We start from the raw sequence: 15,690 nt of genomic DNA, 5'->3' as shown, positions 1-15,690 counted from the left end.
TTAAACCGCAGAGGGCGCAGAGGGCGCAGAGTCTCCAGAAGAGAGAGATGAATAATCTAGTTAGGAGGGCAACTATAGATTGAAACTCAAATATCATCCTATTTTATCCAAACTCTGGGCAAACAGCAAGGGCGTTCTGAAAAAGACAAGCGCAGCAAGTGCCAAATGCTGACAAACCAGTCTCTCGCTGCAGTTGTGGATGTACCGCGATATCGGCACAGCAAACCGTTAGGAATACGAGTCACGCCGACGGTGGAATTACCAGGATAAATTGTTGCCTCAGATGGCAAATCTCGCACTTTTTCGACGACTTCTGTGGTTACGGGTTCGCCTACCCAAGCGAGGGTGGCGACTACGGGTTTTCCTGCGAGGCCGTGAGGACTTTCGAGCATTTTTTCTCCACCTTTTAGCAATTGTCTATCAATCCATAAAGGACTGTTTTGTTGCCAGACTTCGGTGTGCGAGATCCATTCTCCCGACAAGAACTTTTCGCCCCTAGCACTGCGTCCAAATCTGGTAATTTCCCACAGTAAAATCTTCGCTGTTGGTGCTAATTCTACCCGCAAATTTTGCCGATATATGGCGCCATCAAAAACTATAGTTTCTTGGGGCAGCCATTCTAAATTAGCACCAGATTCTAGTTTAATGTCAATATTTTGTTGTGATTCTAGTCCGCTGCTGCGATAGATTTTACCAGCGGCGGCCGTGGTAATCAAGGCTTTGGCGTTGGCTTGGAGGTGAAAATGGCCCGAAAGTCGATCGCCCCCGACAACTCCCCCAGCCGTGTGCAAGATGACGCTGTGGCAAATCTCTTTCCCTTCAGGATAAAACGGGCGCTGCACCTTGAGGGGTGCTTGCATTTGATTGTGAATGATTTGAGTTGCACCGCTGCGGTTAGCGTAGACTAAATTGAGGTGGCCGTGCCATCCAGTTTCAACTTGATCTATATGTTGTTTGGTCAAATTTTCAGTCACTAATTTTTTAATTTAAAAACATTCACTATCAAAAACATACCACGACTGCGGCGCTTCCCTCCAATTAGTTAAATAATGATAATCGTTATCGGAAATATTTTTGGTTTCTGCACTTATTAGTATAAGAATTTACATTTATCAACCATCAGATCGGCGAAGATGCGCGTACCATGTAAAAATCAGTAACTAGAGGAGTGCAGAATATGCCTCAAGTTCTCTTCAAAGTTGATTTGACCAAACCGATGTCCGAACAGGAATTAGTCGGTCACAATCGCTGGCATCCAGATATTCCAGCAGTAGTTTCCGTCAATCCCGGCGATGTATTTCGCATCGAGTGCAAAGACTGGACAGACGGACAAATTAAAAATGACGACAATCCCGACGACATTCGCGATGTAGACTTAACAGTAGTTCACGTTTTGAGCGGGCCAATTTACGTTAACGGCGCGCAGCCCGGGGATATTTTAGTAGTCGATATCCTCGATATCGGGGCTTTGCAAGGGGACGAATGGGGTTTTACGGGAATTTTTGCTAAAGAAAACGGCGGCGGTTTCTTGACCGAACATTTTCCGACTGCTGCTAAAGCAATTTGGGATTTTCAGGGAATTTATACCGCTTCCCGACACATACCAAAAGTCAGGTTTGCTGGGATTACTCATCCGGGTTTAATCGGCTGCGCTCCTTCTCAGGAATTGTTGAATAAATGGAACAAACGGGAAGCGGAATTAGTAGCCACAAATCCCGATAGAGTGCCGCCTTTAGCAGCACTGCCGAACCCCAAAAATGCTGTTTTGGGGTCGCTGCAAGGGGCAGAATTCGAGCGAGTGGCGGCAGAAGCGGCGCGCACTGTTCCTCCCCGCGAACACGGCGGCAATTGCGATATTAAAAACCTGTCGCGGGGTTCGAGGATTTATTTCCCGGTTTATGTCGAAGGCGCGAAACTTTCGATGGGAGATATTCACTTTTCTCAAGGAGACGGGGAAATTTCATTCTGCGGGGCAATTGAAATGTCGGGTTACATCGACCTCCACGTTGATATTATCAAAGGTGGCATGGATAAATACGCGATGGTCAACCCGATTTTCAAACCCGGGCCGGTGGAACCCCGCTATTCTGAGTACCTCGTTTTTGAAGGGATTTCTGTTGATGAATTTACGGGTCAGCAGTATTATATGGATGCCCACGTTGCTTATCGCCGAGCTTGTTTGAATGCGATCGAATATTTGAAAAAGTTTGGTTTTACCGGAGAACAAGCGTATTTACTGTTAAGCTGTGCTCCGGTTGAGGGTCGCATCAGCGGCATTGTGGATATTCCTAATGCTTGCTGCACGATTGCTTTACCGACAGAAATTTTCCAGATGGATATTCTGCCGTCTTAATTACAGTCCTGGACGCACGTCGAGGTCAGAAACCGGGTTTCTTCGTAAATCTCTAGTTATCAACCAACGATTTTGCAGAGAAACCCGGTTTCTTTGCCTAAGTCCTGTTAGTATCAGCAATCAAAAATTGATATGCCTCTCTACGATTTTAAGTGTGAAACTTGCGGCACTTTTGATAAGTGGCGCCCTCTTGCAGAAGCAGATACACCGGTGCTTTGTCCGAGTTGCGAAACTGTTGCTAAACGCATCTTTTCGCCGCCGATGATTCTAACTGGAAAGCTGCGGTTGAAAGGTCAAGAAAATCGGGAACCGGAGGTAGTTAAGCGTTCTGAGGAACCTAAACCGCAGCGGAATCGCGAACACCGAGGGGGACGGCCTTGGATGATCGGTCACTGATGTAGTTTGATATTCCGACAGTCCGATAGTCCGGCAGGGAATGAATTCCCTGCCTCAAAGCGAAAGTCCTCGCTATGAGGACTGTAAAGTTAGTATTTGCTTGCTGTGCGTAAGTCCTGTATTTCAGTCGGTTTCAACCGACTTTTGCTATTAGACAGGGACTTCAGTCCCTGGCGGGCATGGCGGGCATGGCGGGCATGGCGGGCCAAGGAAGTATGAATCAATTCTACTCTCTTTAAAAAAGGCTAGGGAGTATCGAAATTTTAAGCGATCGCTGCGTAACTTCTAACCAGATTATACTAATTAATATGCGTTTTAAATTATCCTCCCATGCCAGCCACCCCTGAAAGCCTCCAAAAATTCGTCACCTACTGCCAACAACACATTACAGGCGATGAAAAAGGACAAGCACAGGTATTTTTAGACCGCTTCTTTCGGGCTTTCGGCCACGAGGGGGCATTAGAAGCCGGCGCAACCTATGAGGAACGCATAGAAAAAAGCAGCAAAAAAGGTCAACTCGGATTTGCTGATTTGGTGTGGAAAAAGCACGTTTTGATTGAAATGAAAAAGCGCGGTGAAGATTTGACTAAAAGAGAACACCGCACCCAAACAGAACGCTATTATATTCGCCTCAAAAAAGACGATCGCCCGCGCTACGTGATGATGTGCAATTTTGACGAGTTTCACATTTACGATTTCGACCTTCAGCCGGATCAGCCTGTAGACATTATATCCCTAAAGCAATTGCCCGCGCGATCGCCCGCTTTTGCCTTCATGGAATCTACCAGCCGCCGCCCCATATTCAAAAACAACCAAGTCGAGATTACCGAAAAAGCTGCTAGCAGAATGGGGATGCTACTGGAAATGCTAATCGATCGCGGCCAAGAGCGCAAATTTGCTAAATTTAATCAGTTTCAGGCCCAGCGATTTGTGTTGCAGTGCGTCTTAGCAATGTTTGCCGAAGATAGAGGACTTTTGCCGCCGGCATTCTTTACTCGCTGCGTCAAAGATTGCCTAGAAGGAGCAAGTTCTTACGATGTCTTGGGCGGCTTATTTCAAGCAATGAATCAGCAGGGAGTCACGCCCGCAGGACGTTATGAAGGAGTCGAGTATTTCAACGGCGGATTATTTTCGGAAATACACCCCATTGAACTGCAACAGGGAGAGTTGAAAATATTAGAAGTTTGTGCCGAACAAAATTGGAGTCAGGTACGCCCTTCTATTTTTGGCAATATCTTTGAATCCGCTTTGAAAACAGATAAAAAACAGCGCCGCGCTTACGGGATTCACTTTACTACTGAGGGAGACATTCGTCGCATTGTTTTGCCCACAATTAGCTATTACTGGGAAGAGCGAATTAACGCTGCAAATACCGTAGCCAAACTGCAAAATCTGCACCAAGAATTAGGTCGCTATCGCGTCCTAGATCCGGCTTGTGGTTCGGGTAATTTTCTGTATGTAGCTTATCAGGAACTCAAGCAAGTTGAAAAGTTACTTTTAGATAAGCTAAACGAGTTCGACGGTACAAGAGGTTATATGAATTTAGTCACGCCGCTGCAATTTTACGGCATGGATATTAACTCGTTTGCGGTGGAGTTGGCGCGAGTGACGTTGATGATTGGCCGCAAGGTGGCGATCGACAATTTGGGATTGAAAGAACCTTCTCTGCCTTTGGATACTTTGGATAAAAATATTGTCTGTGCTGATGCTTTATTTACTGATTGGGTAAAGGCTGACGCGATTATCGGGAATCCTCCGTTTTTAGGCGGAAAGCACATGAGGATGGCCCTGGGAGATGAATATATTGACCGCGTGTTTAAACGCTTCCCTGATGTGAAAGATTCTGTTGATTTTTGTGCTTATTGGTTTCGCATTGCTCACAACAATTTAGAACTAAATGGCAGGGCTGGTTTAGTTGCTACTAATTCAATTAGTCAAGGTAAAAGTCGTGCTGCTGCTTTAGATTATGTCGCGCAAAATGGCGGTTACATTTATGCAGCCGTTTCTACTCAGCCTTGGTCTGGGGAAGCTAAGGTTCATGTTAGTTTGATTAACTGGAGCAAGGAAAAGCAGAAAGTTTACTATTTAGATAACCTCGTGGTTTCAAGTATTAACTCTTCGCTACAAGCTACGATTGATGTTTCTCAATCTGCCCGGTTGTCAGCGAACTCAAACAAATGCTTTCAAGGTGTAATTCCAGTGGGAATGGGGTTTATTGTTACTCAACAGCAGGTTAATGATTGGATTAAAGCTGATGCGAAAAATCAAGAGGTTCTTAAACTTTTTTCAATGGGGGCAAATCTCGCAAAAAATCCTAATTGTACGCCTGAACGCTGGATTATTGATTTTAATGATATGAGTATTGAAGAAGCTAGCAATTACGAACTACCATTAGAGCATATTAGGATTCATGTTAAACCTGAACGCGAGCAAAACCGCGAAGCTATTCTGCGAGAAAAGTGGTGGAGATTTAAGCGTACTAATCAAGGAATGAGAAAGGCGATCGCCCCCTTATCTGACTACTTCACTGTACCGAGAGTCTCAAAGTGGGCTGTCTTCATTCCCGCCCCCGTTAGTTGGCTGCCGGGAGACAAATCAGTAGTTGTTGCCTCAGAAGACTTTTATATTCTCGGCATTCTCTCATCTAACATTCACCGAATTTGGATGCACGCTCAAAAATCAACTCTCAAAGGAGATATCGCATACACCCACAATACCTGCTTTGAAACTTTCCCATTTCCCCAGACACCGACTCGTAAATCAGTAGAGCAAATTCGGGCAACGGCGGTCGAATTGCATCAATACCGCACTCAACAAATGTCCGCAAAGCAGTGGGGAATTACTCAAGTTTACAATAAGTTTTTTGAAGAACCCACAAGTCAACTTTATAAACTTCATGAAGCGCTCGATCGCGAATGTAATGCAGCTTATGGATTTACTGACAGCGACGATATTTTAGCAAAAGTGCTGGAATTAAACCTAGAACTGGCAGAAAAAGAAAAACGGGGAGAGCCGGTAGTTGGGGCTTGTGTTCCAACTGACTACAAATACTAATCGCTCTTATCATAACTTTTGTAAATTTGCGTATAATCACATAGATTGTTGATATAGATCACAAACACTCTAGTCGAAAAAGAGAGATACTAGGGGAAGCCTTGAGTCTTGAGTTGTGATTTTTGAGTTAAAAATTTAAAATTTAAAAATTAAACACTCAAAACAGCTTTCTGCTTTCAGCATAAGTGCCTTCTGCATTTATTCGCTCAATTACTCCTGATTGTTTTGGGAGGAGCTTTCAATGTTATTATTTACCCACACTCAGCCCCAAGATAGCAAAGTAGAGCAAGAACACTCTGCTAAAAAAACCTTGTTACACCATTCAAACATTAATATAAGTTGGCTAAAAGGACGATTCAACTATTTGCGGATCGGTCAAAAAATCAGCTATGGCTATGCTTTAGCTATCGGCATAGCGATTTTGGGAACTGGTGCGGGACTGAGATTGGGAGACTACTTTCACCAGCAAGCTTTAGTTCAGGTAAATGTTGCTGGGCAGCAGCAGCAACTGCTGCAAAATTTGCAAAATACCGTATTTGAAGCCCGATCGCACGCGGCGAGATTGCCAGTCGTTTTGGGAAACGCCGTGTGGCTGCAATACGAACACGATCGCTTTGTCGGGCAAATCAATCAGGCCAAAATCCTGATTTCAGAACTTGAATCTTTCGCACGAGAACATCCCAAGAGACTAGCAACAGAAGAGGCAGCATTGCACGCTATATTGAAGAAATCTGCCCTCGTCATTGATTACTACGGTCAGCTAATTAAATTGCAGTTAAAAGAAGCGGAAGTTTGGAATTTGCCCCCCAACAGCATCGAGTCCGCACAGCTACAAATGTTGAGGACTAGCAGCGGCCAAGAGGCGATCGTACTAGATAACCTCGCTCAACGTTTAACTGAGCTAATTTCTCAAGTAGAAATTCACAAACAGGAAGGAACCCAAGCATTAGAAGAATCTGAAAATTTGCGAAACCGAATTATTCTCGGAAGTATGCTAATTTCAGCACTCATCGCCGCGGCGCTAGCGGACAAAACCAGCCGCGCGATCGCCCAACCCCTCGAAACAGTCACTAATGTCGCTCAGCAAGTTGCTCGCGAATCGAATTTTAACCTGCAAGTACCAGTCACAACCGACGACGAAATAGGAGTTTTAGCTGTCTCTTTCAATCAATTGATTCAGCGAGTTAGTGAGTATACAAAAGAACTCAAAGAAACTCAATCCCAATTAATTCAAACCGAAAAAATGTCGTCTCTCGGTCAAATGGTGGCAGGGATAGCCCACGAAATTAACAATCCTGTCAACTTCATCGGGGGCAACATTGACTATGCCAACCAATACATCGAAGATTTGGCAGGTTTGGTAACTCTCTATCAAGAATACTATCCCAACCCACCAGATGCCATTCTAGAGCGCATCGAAGACATTGAACTCGAATTTCTCAGAGAAGATTTGCCAAAAACCCTCTCTTCGATGAAAATGGGAGCCGATCGCATTCGCGAAATTGTCGTATCCATGCGGAATTTTTCGCGATCGGACGACGGAAAAATGAAATCAGCCGACATTCACGAAGGAATTGATAGCACCCTCGTAATTCTCAATCATCGGATCAAACAAGGTATTCAAGTTATTAAACAATACGGCAATTTGCCTGCGGTTGAGTGCTATCCCGCGCAACTGAATCAAGTATTTATGAATATTATTAGCAATGCAATAGATGCGCTGGAGGAGGTGAAAAAGGAAGACAAAGGCTATTCGCCAACGATTTGGGTGAGCACGGAAATTACAGCCGACAATACTGTCACCGTCAAGATTCGGGATAACGGGCCGGGAATTGCAGCAGCCTGTGTCCAACAGATTTTTGACCCATTTTTTACTACAAAGTCGATCGGCAAAGGTACTGGATTAGGATTGGCTATTTCCTATCAAATCCTTGCCAAGCATCAAGGCAAAATAGAGGTGAATTCTCAAATAGGACAAGGTACGGAATTTGTGATTACTTTGCCAGTTGCTGTGTAATATTCGCGGGGCGACTTCGTTTTTGTTTGGACGTGCAAAAATTAGACAATCAAAGTCCTCTTGAGGCGTGCTGGTGATACGGGATTGTACACCATCAGAGATCCGTTGAGGCGATCGCTCCCTTCAAAGCGGTTGCAGGATAGCCAGACGCTTAAGCGCGATCGCACCCTCGATCCAATCTCCGAAAGCCTGCCCATCACCTACGTTATCGATCGCAATACAATTTTTCTAAGTTTTGGCATCTCCGGGGCCGAAACTCTCAACGCCGATCGCGTTTACATTAGTGTCAACGCTTTAGATTATTCCGGCTATCGGCACTGTCGCCCCCATTATATTCAAGCCATGCAAGAAGTATTTCGGATCGGGGCATAATAGGAGAGAGAAGGCGATGCACTCTCTATCTTAATACCTCTGATTGAGCTAAAAAAGACAGCAATCATTAAATTAGGCAATAATGGGGGAGTGCCTTGCAAAAAAACTTGGTTTTGTTACGGCGGCGGTAAAGTTGCTGACGGCGTTGGCAATTCCTGTGAGGAATGAGAATTAAATAACTTCCACTCTTGAAAGTGGGATGGGCGTCCCGCCCGTCCACTCATGATGGGCGGGACGCCCATCCCACAATAACAATTAAAATTGTAAGTTATTTAATTAGCGCTCCTGAGTTAAAGCTGGCAGCGTTTCATGAGTTAAGTTTACAAGATCCGCAGCCTGATACTCGCAACCATAAAACCCCTCGATAAAAATTTTCTTAATAATTTTGCCACAACACTTGACTGAAGCTTAACCAACGGATAATCTATTTTAATGAAAGTTTCTTCCAAATAGCTTATAATAGTTATGCAATTTTCAACTGCCACTCAAACTCCTAAAAATTATGAAGCGGCGGCATTTTGTTGGGTTATCCCTATTGTTTGTAGCAAGCTGTTCTACAACAGTAAATCAATCTAATCGCACTTCTTCCAGTTTGGCCGTAAGTGAACCTGAAACCCTTGAATTTGCTGTGACTGATGTTCATGGTGCAGAAGATTTGCAGCAAAATTATCAAACCTTTCGCAGTGTTCTTGGGGAAGTTTTGGAGAAAAAAATTGAATTGTTCCCTGTCGATAACTATATAGAAGCAGCAGTAGCTCTCCAGTCTGGTCAGCTAAAACTAGCTCTAACAGGGCCATCTGAATATGTGATTATGCGGGCCCGGACAAATGCTGTTCCCATCATTGCCATCACCCGCCCCGACTATCACTCAATTATTCTTGTTCGTGCCAATAGCGAAATTAAGTCCGCAGCACAATTGAAAGGTAAAACAATAGCTATGTGGGAAATAGGTGCAACTGGTGGTCATCTAAGCCCGATTAAAATTCTCCTGGATGCTGGCTTAAATCCCCAATCCGACTTCAAAATCTCAATGTTGGGAATCAAGGGTTTGCAGGCTCTCAAAAAAGACCAAGTTGATGCCTTAGCAATTGGTGTGAATAGATACAAAGATTTACTCAAAACAGACAGTTTATCAACCAAGGATTTTCGGATTATTGCCACAGGGCAACCCTTACCTAATGATTTGTTTGTTGCTAGTAGTAATCTGCCTAATACTCTTGTTGAAGAAATTCGCGATCGCCTGGTCGAAAATCAAGATAAGCTAATTGAAGCAATTTTAGTTGGGAAAGATAATGATAAGTATCAAGGAGCTAAACTGGTCCCAGCAAACGACAGTGATTATAACATGATTCGTGAAGTTTATAAAGCTATTGGTCAGGGGAATGTTTTGTAAGGTTAAGTTTTATCTAATGCCGACTTTGTAGTAGGGCGTTAGCCCTTAATCCATAAACTATAGAGAAGATTTGGTACTAGGAATCAGAAAGTTTATTTACGTGCATTTACTAATTGATAAAGTTGTTAAAATTTAGCTCAGGTTGCCAGTATGCAAAAGTTTGAACAGGGAGAGAATAGGGCTGTGAGGTTCAAAAACCTTATCCTAAATAGAGGTAAAAATAATGTCCCTGTCAGTGAAGGATCTCGCGAAATTAAAAATTATCTCAAAAAAACTCCCTTCATTGCAATTAACCGTTTCATTTCTCGTTTGAGCATTGCCCAAAAAATTAATTATGGCTACTCCCTAGCAATTGGAATAGCCGTACTAGGAACCACAGGGGGAATGATCTGTGGAGACTATTACCAAAAGCAAGCTTTCAAAGCTTTAACCTTCGCCGACGATCAACAAGATTTGCTCAGGGATTTAGAATATTCCGTGCAGGTAGTCCAGTCACATCCCAAACGACTAATATCTATCTTGGGAGATTCAATCTGGTTTGAATATGAAACTGCTAAGTTCTCGAAAGATGTTAAGGCAGTTAAAAAAAATATTGCAGAAATAGACACTTTTAGTGAAGAATACTCGGAAGAATTAGCAGTAAATTATGCTGAATTAAAGGAATTATTAGACGGTTACACAACTGCGACAGATTCGTATTCTAAATTGCTCAAATCTTTTTGGCAAGAAATAGCTCCCTCCTCACTAAAACTAGAGGACGTTAAACAGGCGCAGCAGCAAGTATTGGATTTAATCAGAGGGGATAGAGCTGTTAAGCTCGATGTTAAGTTTGAGCGACTGTCAGAGAGTTTAAGCTTGATGACAGAAGTAGCTAAGGCACAGCAGAGACAAGCTTCTGTTAATTTTAAGAGAGCTGAGAAATTGCGAGTGCAAATCATCGTAGTGAGTATGTTAGTTTCAGTTGTGATCGCTACTTTTCTAGCCATTTGTACCAGTCGCGCGATCGCCATCCCTATCCAAGCTGTAACCAGCGTGGCTAAAACTATTACTCAACAAGCAAACTTTGATTTGCAAGCGCCTGTCACCACAGAAGATGAAGTGGGAACCTTAGCAAAATCCATCAATCAATTAGTTCAATGGGTAGCAGAATACACCCATGAATTAGAGCTGGCTCGCCAAACTTTGGAAGAGCGAGTAGAAGAAAGAACAGAAGAGCTTACAGCAGCGCTTCACCAACTAAAACACACCCAAACCCAGTTAATCCAAACCGAAAAAATGTCGAGTTTAGGGCAGATGGTGGCAGGGGTAGCCCATGAAATCAACAACCCTATTAACTTTATTCACGGCAACCTAGAATATGCCAACGAGTATATTATAAACTTGCTGCATTTACTTCGTCTATATCAGCAGGAATACCCGCAACCCACAGAGGCGATCGCACAAGAAATCGCAGAAATAGAACTAGAATTTATCACAGAAGATTTACTAAAACTGCTTGAATCTATGAAAATAGGTTCAGAACGCATCCGGCAAATAGTTTTGTCTTTGCGAAATTTCTCTCGCTTAGATGAATCTCAAATGAAATTAGTTGATATTCATGAAGGCATTGACAATACACTGTTGATTTTGAACAGTCGGCTCAAGCAGGGAATTGAAGTTGTCAAAAACTATGGAGAATTGCCAGAAATAGAGTGTTACCCAGCCCAGCTCAATCAAGTCTTTATGAATATTATAGCAAATGCGATAGATGCACTAGAAGAGTCATCCCATGACTCTAAAAAAGGGAAAAATCCTCAGATTTTAATTCAGACGCAAAAGTTGGACAGTAGCCAAATTCTGGTGCGAATTTGCGATAACGGCCCTGGCATTCCATCCGCAATCCAAAACAAGCTATTTGACCCATTTTTTACAACTAAAGAACCAGGAAAAGGCACTGGTATCGGACTCGCAATTTGCTACCAAATTGTGGAAAAACATCGGGGAAAAATAGAGGTAATTTCATCTTTGGGAGGGGGAGCAGAGTTTGCGATCGCACTCCCCGCCTCATCTCAAACTTGAAGCTAGATATTGTCTATTTTGAGGACATTAATGTGTTAACGACGGCACATAATTTGTTATTCGACTATTTAAACTCAGCTCCGACAGCCGCCCAATTTCCCAAACCAGCCGATTTGCTCAACCAGTTGACAGCCCGACGTAAAAAGTCGGGGCGAACTGGGCAGATATAGAGGCGCTTTTGGACTTAGTAAAAAACCATTAGCGCGAAAATTGAGCGGAAAACAGAACTCTTGGTGACAAGAAATCTGAAACCGTTGAATCACTAACGATTGAAATGGATGGGGGCGGAGGGACTTGAACCCACACGACCGTTTCGGGTCAACGGATTTTAAGTCCGTAGCGTCTACCATTCCGCCACGCCCCCCTTTGGTCAAGCTGCTGTGGTTTTGAGCGATTAACAGCAACAGCCTTTTATTCTACAGGCAAAACCCCGATTTACGCAACCCCTAATCAAAAAATTCCCAAAAGTCGCGCTGGATCTCCGCAAGCGGTACAATAGTTAACCAGCTAACGGAGCGTGTCAACTGACTTACCGGTGTTATTATTCCCCTAAAGCAAATCTATGTATATTACCTTACTGCTTTACGCCGTCTTGGCAGGAGCCTACCTCCTGGTAGTACCCGCGGCCACCTACGCTTACCTGAACAGCCGCTGGTACGTCGCTACCTCTTTTGAGCGCGGCTTCATGTACTTCTTGATGTTCTTCTTCTTCCCAGGTATGTTTCTCCTAGCTCCATTTTTGAATTTTCGGCCCAAACGGCGGCAGATAGAAGCCTAAATGCGACGTATTGACGTAATTGGAATCAGTGTCGGCTTTTTTGTAGCAGGTGGGTTTGTCTACTTGCTACTGCAATTTGCCGGACTCGACAGTATGAATGCCGGGATTTGGAGTCAGTTGTTTTTGGTTGCTGGCTTGATTGGCTGGCTGGTGACTTATTTATTTCGAGCACTGACTCAAAATATGACCTACAGCCAGCAATTGCAAGACTACAAAGAAGCTGTCTTGCAGAAGCAACTGGATGCACTCACTCCTGAAGAATTAGCCAAACTTCAAGCCGAAATTGAGCAGGAAAAAGATAGTTAGTCAGTGGTTAGTTGTCAATTGTCAGTGGTTAGTTGTTAGTTGTCAGTGGTTAGTTGTTATATCATGTCCGGTCGAGCGATCGCGATTTTTGTAGGGGCGGGTTCACAAACAATACCGCCCATAATTGACAATCTCAAAAACCCGCCCCGACCGGGCTATTATGGTTAATCGCTCGGACATGATATTAGTTGTTATTAGCTAATACCAACTGCCAACAACCAACTGCCAACTGCCAACAACCAACTGCCAACAACCAACTGCCAACAACCAACTGCCAACAACCAATGACTGATGACTAATAACTAATGACTATTTCTAATTGTTTTGAAACGTTACGCAAGAACCACCAATGTGCATTGATTCCTTTTATTACTGCTGGCGACCCAGACTTGGAGACAACGGCTAAAGCACTGCAAATTTTGGATGACAATGGTGCAGATGCGATCGAGCTTGGCGTTCCCTATTCTGACCCGCTAGCTGACGGGCCGGTGATTCAAGCTGCTGCTACAAGGGCTCTACAGCGGGGGACGCGGTTAGATTCGGTGCTGGAAATGGTAGCGAAAGTTAGTCCGAATTTGCGATCGCCCATCATTCTCTTCACATACTACAACCCGATTTTGTACCGAGGTATAGAAACCTTCTTGCAGCAAATCAAAAGTGCTGGAGTTCAGGGATTGGTTGTACCAGACTTGCCCTTAGAAGAAGCAGACAGTCTCATCCAACCTGCCAACAAATTAGGGATTGAACTAACATTATTAGTTGCGCCGACAAGTCCCAAAAGTCGTATAGAAGCGATCGCTCGTCAGTCTCAAGGATTTATTTACTTAGTCAGTGTGACGGGGGTGACGGGAGTACGCGAAGGCTTAGAAACGAGAGCAAAAGAGTTGCTGCAAGAACTTCGCGCCGTCACCGACAAACCCATCGGCGTCGGGTTTGGTATCTCGCAACCCGAACACGCTCGCCAAGTGAAAGAATGGGGTGCAGATGCTGCGATTGTTGGTAGTGCTTTTGTCAAACGGTTGGCAGAAGGTACTCCAGAACAGGGTTTAGAGGCGATCGGCGAATTCTGCAAAAGTCTAAAAACAGCGATTCAAAATCCTTAGTAACTGTACAATACTTTCAGCCATTAGACAGATGTGTGCGATCGGGATGTGCCATCACAATTGCGATTAAAGACCTTGTTGTACTTGAGATAATACACCACATTCCTTCTAGTTCCTGACTAGAAGGTTTTTTTTGAGCCGAACACGCACAACATTTCAACATAGTGGAGGCATGGAGAACCAAACAGCTATGTATGCAAACGACTTTGCCTTCTCCGGTGGGCTGTGCTGCGACTTTTAATAATGGGTAAAAGATTGAGGATTATTCATTCCTTCTTCCTGATTGGTGATTTCTCTCCGCTCGCCAAGCTGAAGAGCCTTCTTCCTTCTTATTTCTTCCTTCTTCCTTCTTCCTTCTTCCTTCTTCCTCCTACTATAACTTGAGGAATGTAACTTGGGATAGATGAAAAGCTACGGTTTCTATTCGTATACTTAAAAAAGTGTTTAAGTGCCTAATTTGGTAAGGCTAGCCATCTACAAAACCACCAGGCATTTGAGCATCTCACAATAGAAAGGAGCATTTTTGTCAGGAACTCAGGGCTAAGTGCCACTGAGCTTGTAAGAAATTGCAAGCTGTTCTGACCAGACCCCCGCATGGCGGAGACGTTATTTAGGTCACGACACCGGTGAATGCGACGCCAGTTTTCCGCTCTGTCATCTGCAATTAAACAGTTTTAAAGTCACTGAAACAGTGTTGCAGGTCTAACAAGCCTTTATAACCAGGTCTGCACGAACATTACCCCGCAAGGGAGAAAGGAGACAACCATATCTCCATCGGAGGGGCAACCATACCTCTCCAACCCCGAAAGGCGATTCAAAGCGGTTGAAACCGCCGCGTCGTTTCCTTCTCAGGGCTCAAGCCACGCTTGTTTCCCACTTACCGAGCATTTTTATGAAGACACTAACTGCATTTCTGAAAAAAATTCGAGCTGTACAAATTTTAACAGTTTTTCTGGCTGGCATTTTAGTATTTGTGAGTACGGCCTGCAGCAGCGCCCCTGATATTATGGCAGGAAAAACTGATGTGATGACAGGAAAAGGAAAAACTGCCGACCAAATTAGAGAAGAAGTGCCGAGCGGCGCTGTAACGTCCGAATTCAAAGGCGGCATGAACGATTACAGCGATGTCGATCCTAGAAACAAAAAGATGACAACAACAGAAGCAAAAGCTCAGCTTCTCAAAGATCAAGCGCAGCGCCGCATTGACACGAAATCTAGCAACAATGTAGGTGAAAATGTGCGGCGGGTAGCGGATGATGCGCCTGAAAAACTCGACCAAATTGGCGAAAAGATCAAGGAGGATGCTCGCACCGCCCAGCAGAAAGCTGATGACTTTGGCGACAAAACCAAACAAGGCTTTGCTAATCTTAAAGAAAACACTCGCGAAGGCTTGAAGGGAGCAAAAGATATTGTTAAAGAAGCCACCGAGGGAGCAAAAGAAAGAGTATCAGAGGGTACTGAGTCTCTGAGATATAATACCGCCGGCGGCCAAGAAAATATCAATGATGCAGCACGAGATGCAAGATAGAAGGCTCAAGATGCCTCAGACGATATTTGCTCGAAAGTGAATCGAGATATTGACTGAACTCAACGATAGGCCCAAAGAGCGACAGACTACTAATCTCAAATAACGCTGTTTCCTTTTCTGGAAGCTACATTCCGACAGGGGTTTTAACCTCTGTCGGAATGTAGGTAAAGTCAATCAATTTTAGATTTTAGATTTTAGATTTTAGATTTTAGCATTGACTTGCGCGAGATAAATTCGGGGCCTGTATCCTGGATGCTTTCGGTAAATCGATTTTAGATTAAAGATTAAAGAATTGAAGCATTGACTTGCGCGAGATAAATTCGGGGGACTGG

The 15,690-nt window shown here is 44.0% G+C and carries 11 protein-coding genes, 1 tRNA gene and 1 pseudogene; 11 read left to right on the top strand and 2 right to left on the bottom strand.

The genetic code is table 11. The features are described from left to right. Nucleotides 1-98: 98 nt before the first annotated feature. Entirely contained in the window at nucleotides 99-974 is an 876-nt protein-coding gene (locus tag QUA88_RS13640; protein WP_333211429.1) for an urease accessory protein UreD, read from the bottom strand. A 203-nt stretch (nucleotides 975-1,177) separates the two neighbouring features. Here QUA88_RS13640 and fmdA point away from each other — a divergent pair, with 203 nt between their 5' ends. From fmdA to QUA88_RS13605, 7 genes and pseudogenes are all read left to right on the top strand, one after another. Continuing rightward, entirely contained in the window at nucleotides 1,178-2,353 is a 1,176-nt protein-coding gene (fmdA, locus tag QUA88_RS13635) for a formamidase (protein WP_333211431.1), read from the top strand. Nucleotides 2,354-2,485: 132 nt separating this feature from the next. After that, nucleotides 2,486-2,749, top strand: a complete 264-nt coding sequence (locus QUA88_RS13630) for a zinc ribbon domain-containing protein (protein WP_333211433.1) — start codon at nucleotides 2,486-2,488, stop codon at nucleotides 2,747-2,749. Nucleotides 2,750-3,079: 330 nt separating this feature from the next. Next, complete coding sequence (locus tag QUA88_RS13625; protein WP_333272149.1) at nucleotides 3,080-5,803, top strand: DNA methyltransferase; 2,724 nt, start codon at nucleotides 3,080-3,082, stop codon at nucleotides 5,801-5,803. Between the two features lie 241 nt (nucleotides 5,804-6,044). Then, nucleotides 6,045-7,820 (top strand): ATP-binding protein, encoded by a 1,776-nt coding sequence (locus QUA88_RS13620; RefSeq protein ID WP_333211437.1) that lies wholly within the window; start codon nucleotides 6,045-6,047, stop codon nucleotides 7,818-7,820. 60 nt (nucleotides 7,821-7,880) lie between these two features. Then, a pseudogene (locus tag QUA88_RS13615) lies at nucleotides 7,881-8,360 on the top strand (7-cyano-7-deazaguanine synthase). Between the two features lie 334 nt (nucleotides 8,361-8,694). Next, complete coding sequence (phnD, locus tag QUA88_RS13610) at nucleotides 8,695-9,585, top strand: phosphate/phosphite/phosphonate ABC transporter substrate-binding protein (RefSeq protein ID WP_333056345.1); 891 nt, start codon at nucleotides 8,695-8,697, stop codon at nucleotides 9,583-9,585. Between the two features lie 150 nt (nucleotides 9,586-9,735). Next, nucleotides 9,736-11,643 carry an ATP-binding protein gene (locus QUA88_RS13605; RefSeq protein WP_333272145.1) on the top strand — a complete coding sequence of 636 codons (1,908 nt, stop codon included), beginning with the start codon at nucleotides 9,736-9,738 and terminating at the stop codon, nucleotides 11,641-11,643. Between the two features lie 279 nt (nucleotides 11,644-11,922). On the opposite strand, the gene QUA88_RS13600 is transcribed toward QUA88_RS13605, so the two are convergent. Then, a tRNA-Leu gene (locus QUA88_RS13600) sits at nucleotides 11,923-12,007 on the bottom strand. Nucleotides 12,008-12,205: 198 nt separating this feature from the next. Here QUA88_RS13600 and ndhL point away from each other — a divergent pair. From ndhL to QUA88_RS13580, 4 genes are all read left to right on the top strand, one after another. Further along, the gene (gene ndhL / locus QUA88_RS13595) at nucleotides 12,206-12,421 is read left to right on the top strand and encodes an NAD(P)H-quinone oxidoreductase subunit L (RefSeq protein WP_193972727.1); all 216 of its coding nucleotides are present in this window, start codon (nucleotides 12,206-12,208) and stop codon (nucleotides 12,419-12,421) included. Continuing rightward, nucleotides 12,422-12,727: a DUF3007 family protein gene (locus tag QUA88_RS13590; RefSeq protein ID WP_333056347.1), complete on the top strand. Its 306-nt coding sequence runs from the start codon at nucleotides 12,422-12,424 to the stop codon at nucleotides 12,725-12,727. It begins immediately after the preceding gene. Between the two features lie 305 nt (nucleotides 12,728-13,032). Further along, on the top strand, nucleotides 13,033-13,830 hold the full coding sequence (gene trpA, locus QUA88_RS13585; RefSeq protein ID WP_333211268.1) for a tryptophan synthase subunit alpha: 798 nt from the start codon (nucleotides 13,033-13,035) through the stop codon (nucleotides 13,828-13,830). Nucleotides 13,831-14,722: 892 nt separating this feature from the next. Beyond that, on the top strand, nucleotides 14,723-15,358 hold the full coding sequence (locus QUA88_RS13580; RefSeq protein WP_333056350.1) for a DUF6658 family protein: 636 nt from the start codon (nucleotides 14,723-14,725) through the stop codon (nucleotides 15,356-15,358). Nucleotides 15,359-15,690 lie beyond the last annotated feature (332 nt).

Origin of the sequence: Microcoleus sp. D3_18_C2, from assembly GCF_036702395.1 — a bacterium.
In the GTDB taxonomy this organism is placed as follows: domain Bacteria; phylum Cyanobacteriota; class Cyanobacteriia; order Cyanobacteriales; family Microcoleaceae; genus Microcoleus.
Note: the sequence above shows the minus strand (reverse complement) of the source record. Positions and strands in the feature narration are given on the sequence as shown.

What these genes read in the sequence shown, in the direction of transcription:
- QUA88_RS13630 (WP_333211433.1), top strand. Translation starts at nt 2,486, where the DNA reads ATGCCTCTCTACGATTTTAAGTGTGAAACTTGCGGCACTTTTGATAAG.
- QUA88_RS13605 (WP_333272145.1), top strand. Translation starts at nt 9,736, where the DNA reads ATGCAAAAGTTTGAACAGGGAGAGAATAGGGCTGTGAGGTTCAAAAAC.
- QUA88_RS13580 (WP_333056350.1), top strand. Translation starts at nt 14,723, where the DNA reads ATGAAGACACTAACTGCATTTCTGAAAAAAATTCGAGCTGTACAAATT.
- QUA88_RS13590 (WP_333056347.1), top strand. Translation starts at nt 12,422, where the DNA reads ATGCGACGTATTGACGTAATTGGAATCAGTGTCGGCTTTTTTGTAGCA.
- fmdA (WP_333211431.1), top strand. Translation starts at nt 1,178, where the DNA reads ATGCCTCAAGTTCTCTTCAAAGTTGATTTGACCAAACCGATGTCCGAA.
- phnD (WP_333056345.1), top strand. Translation starts at nt 8,695, where the DNA reads ATGAAGCGGCGGCATTTTGTTGGGTTATCCCTATTGTTTGTAGCAAGC.
- ndhL (WP_193972727.1), top strand. Translation starts at nt 12,206, where the DNA reads ATGTATATTACCTTACTGCTTTACGCCGTCTTGGCAGGAGCCTACCTC.
- QUA88_RS13620 (WP_333211437.1), top strand. Translation starts at nt 6,045, where the DNA reads ATGTTATTATTTACCCACACTCAGCCCCAAGATAGCAAAGTAGAGCAA.
- trpA (WP_333211268.1), top strand. Translation starts at nt 13,033, where the DNA reads ATGACTATTTCTAATTGTTTTGAAACGTTACGCAAGAACCACCAATGT.
- QUA88_RS13625 (WP_333272149.1), top strand. Translation starts at nt 3,080, where the DNA reads ATGCCAGCCACCCCTGAAAGCCTCCAAAAATTCGTCACCTACTGCCAA.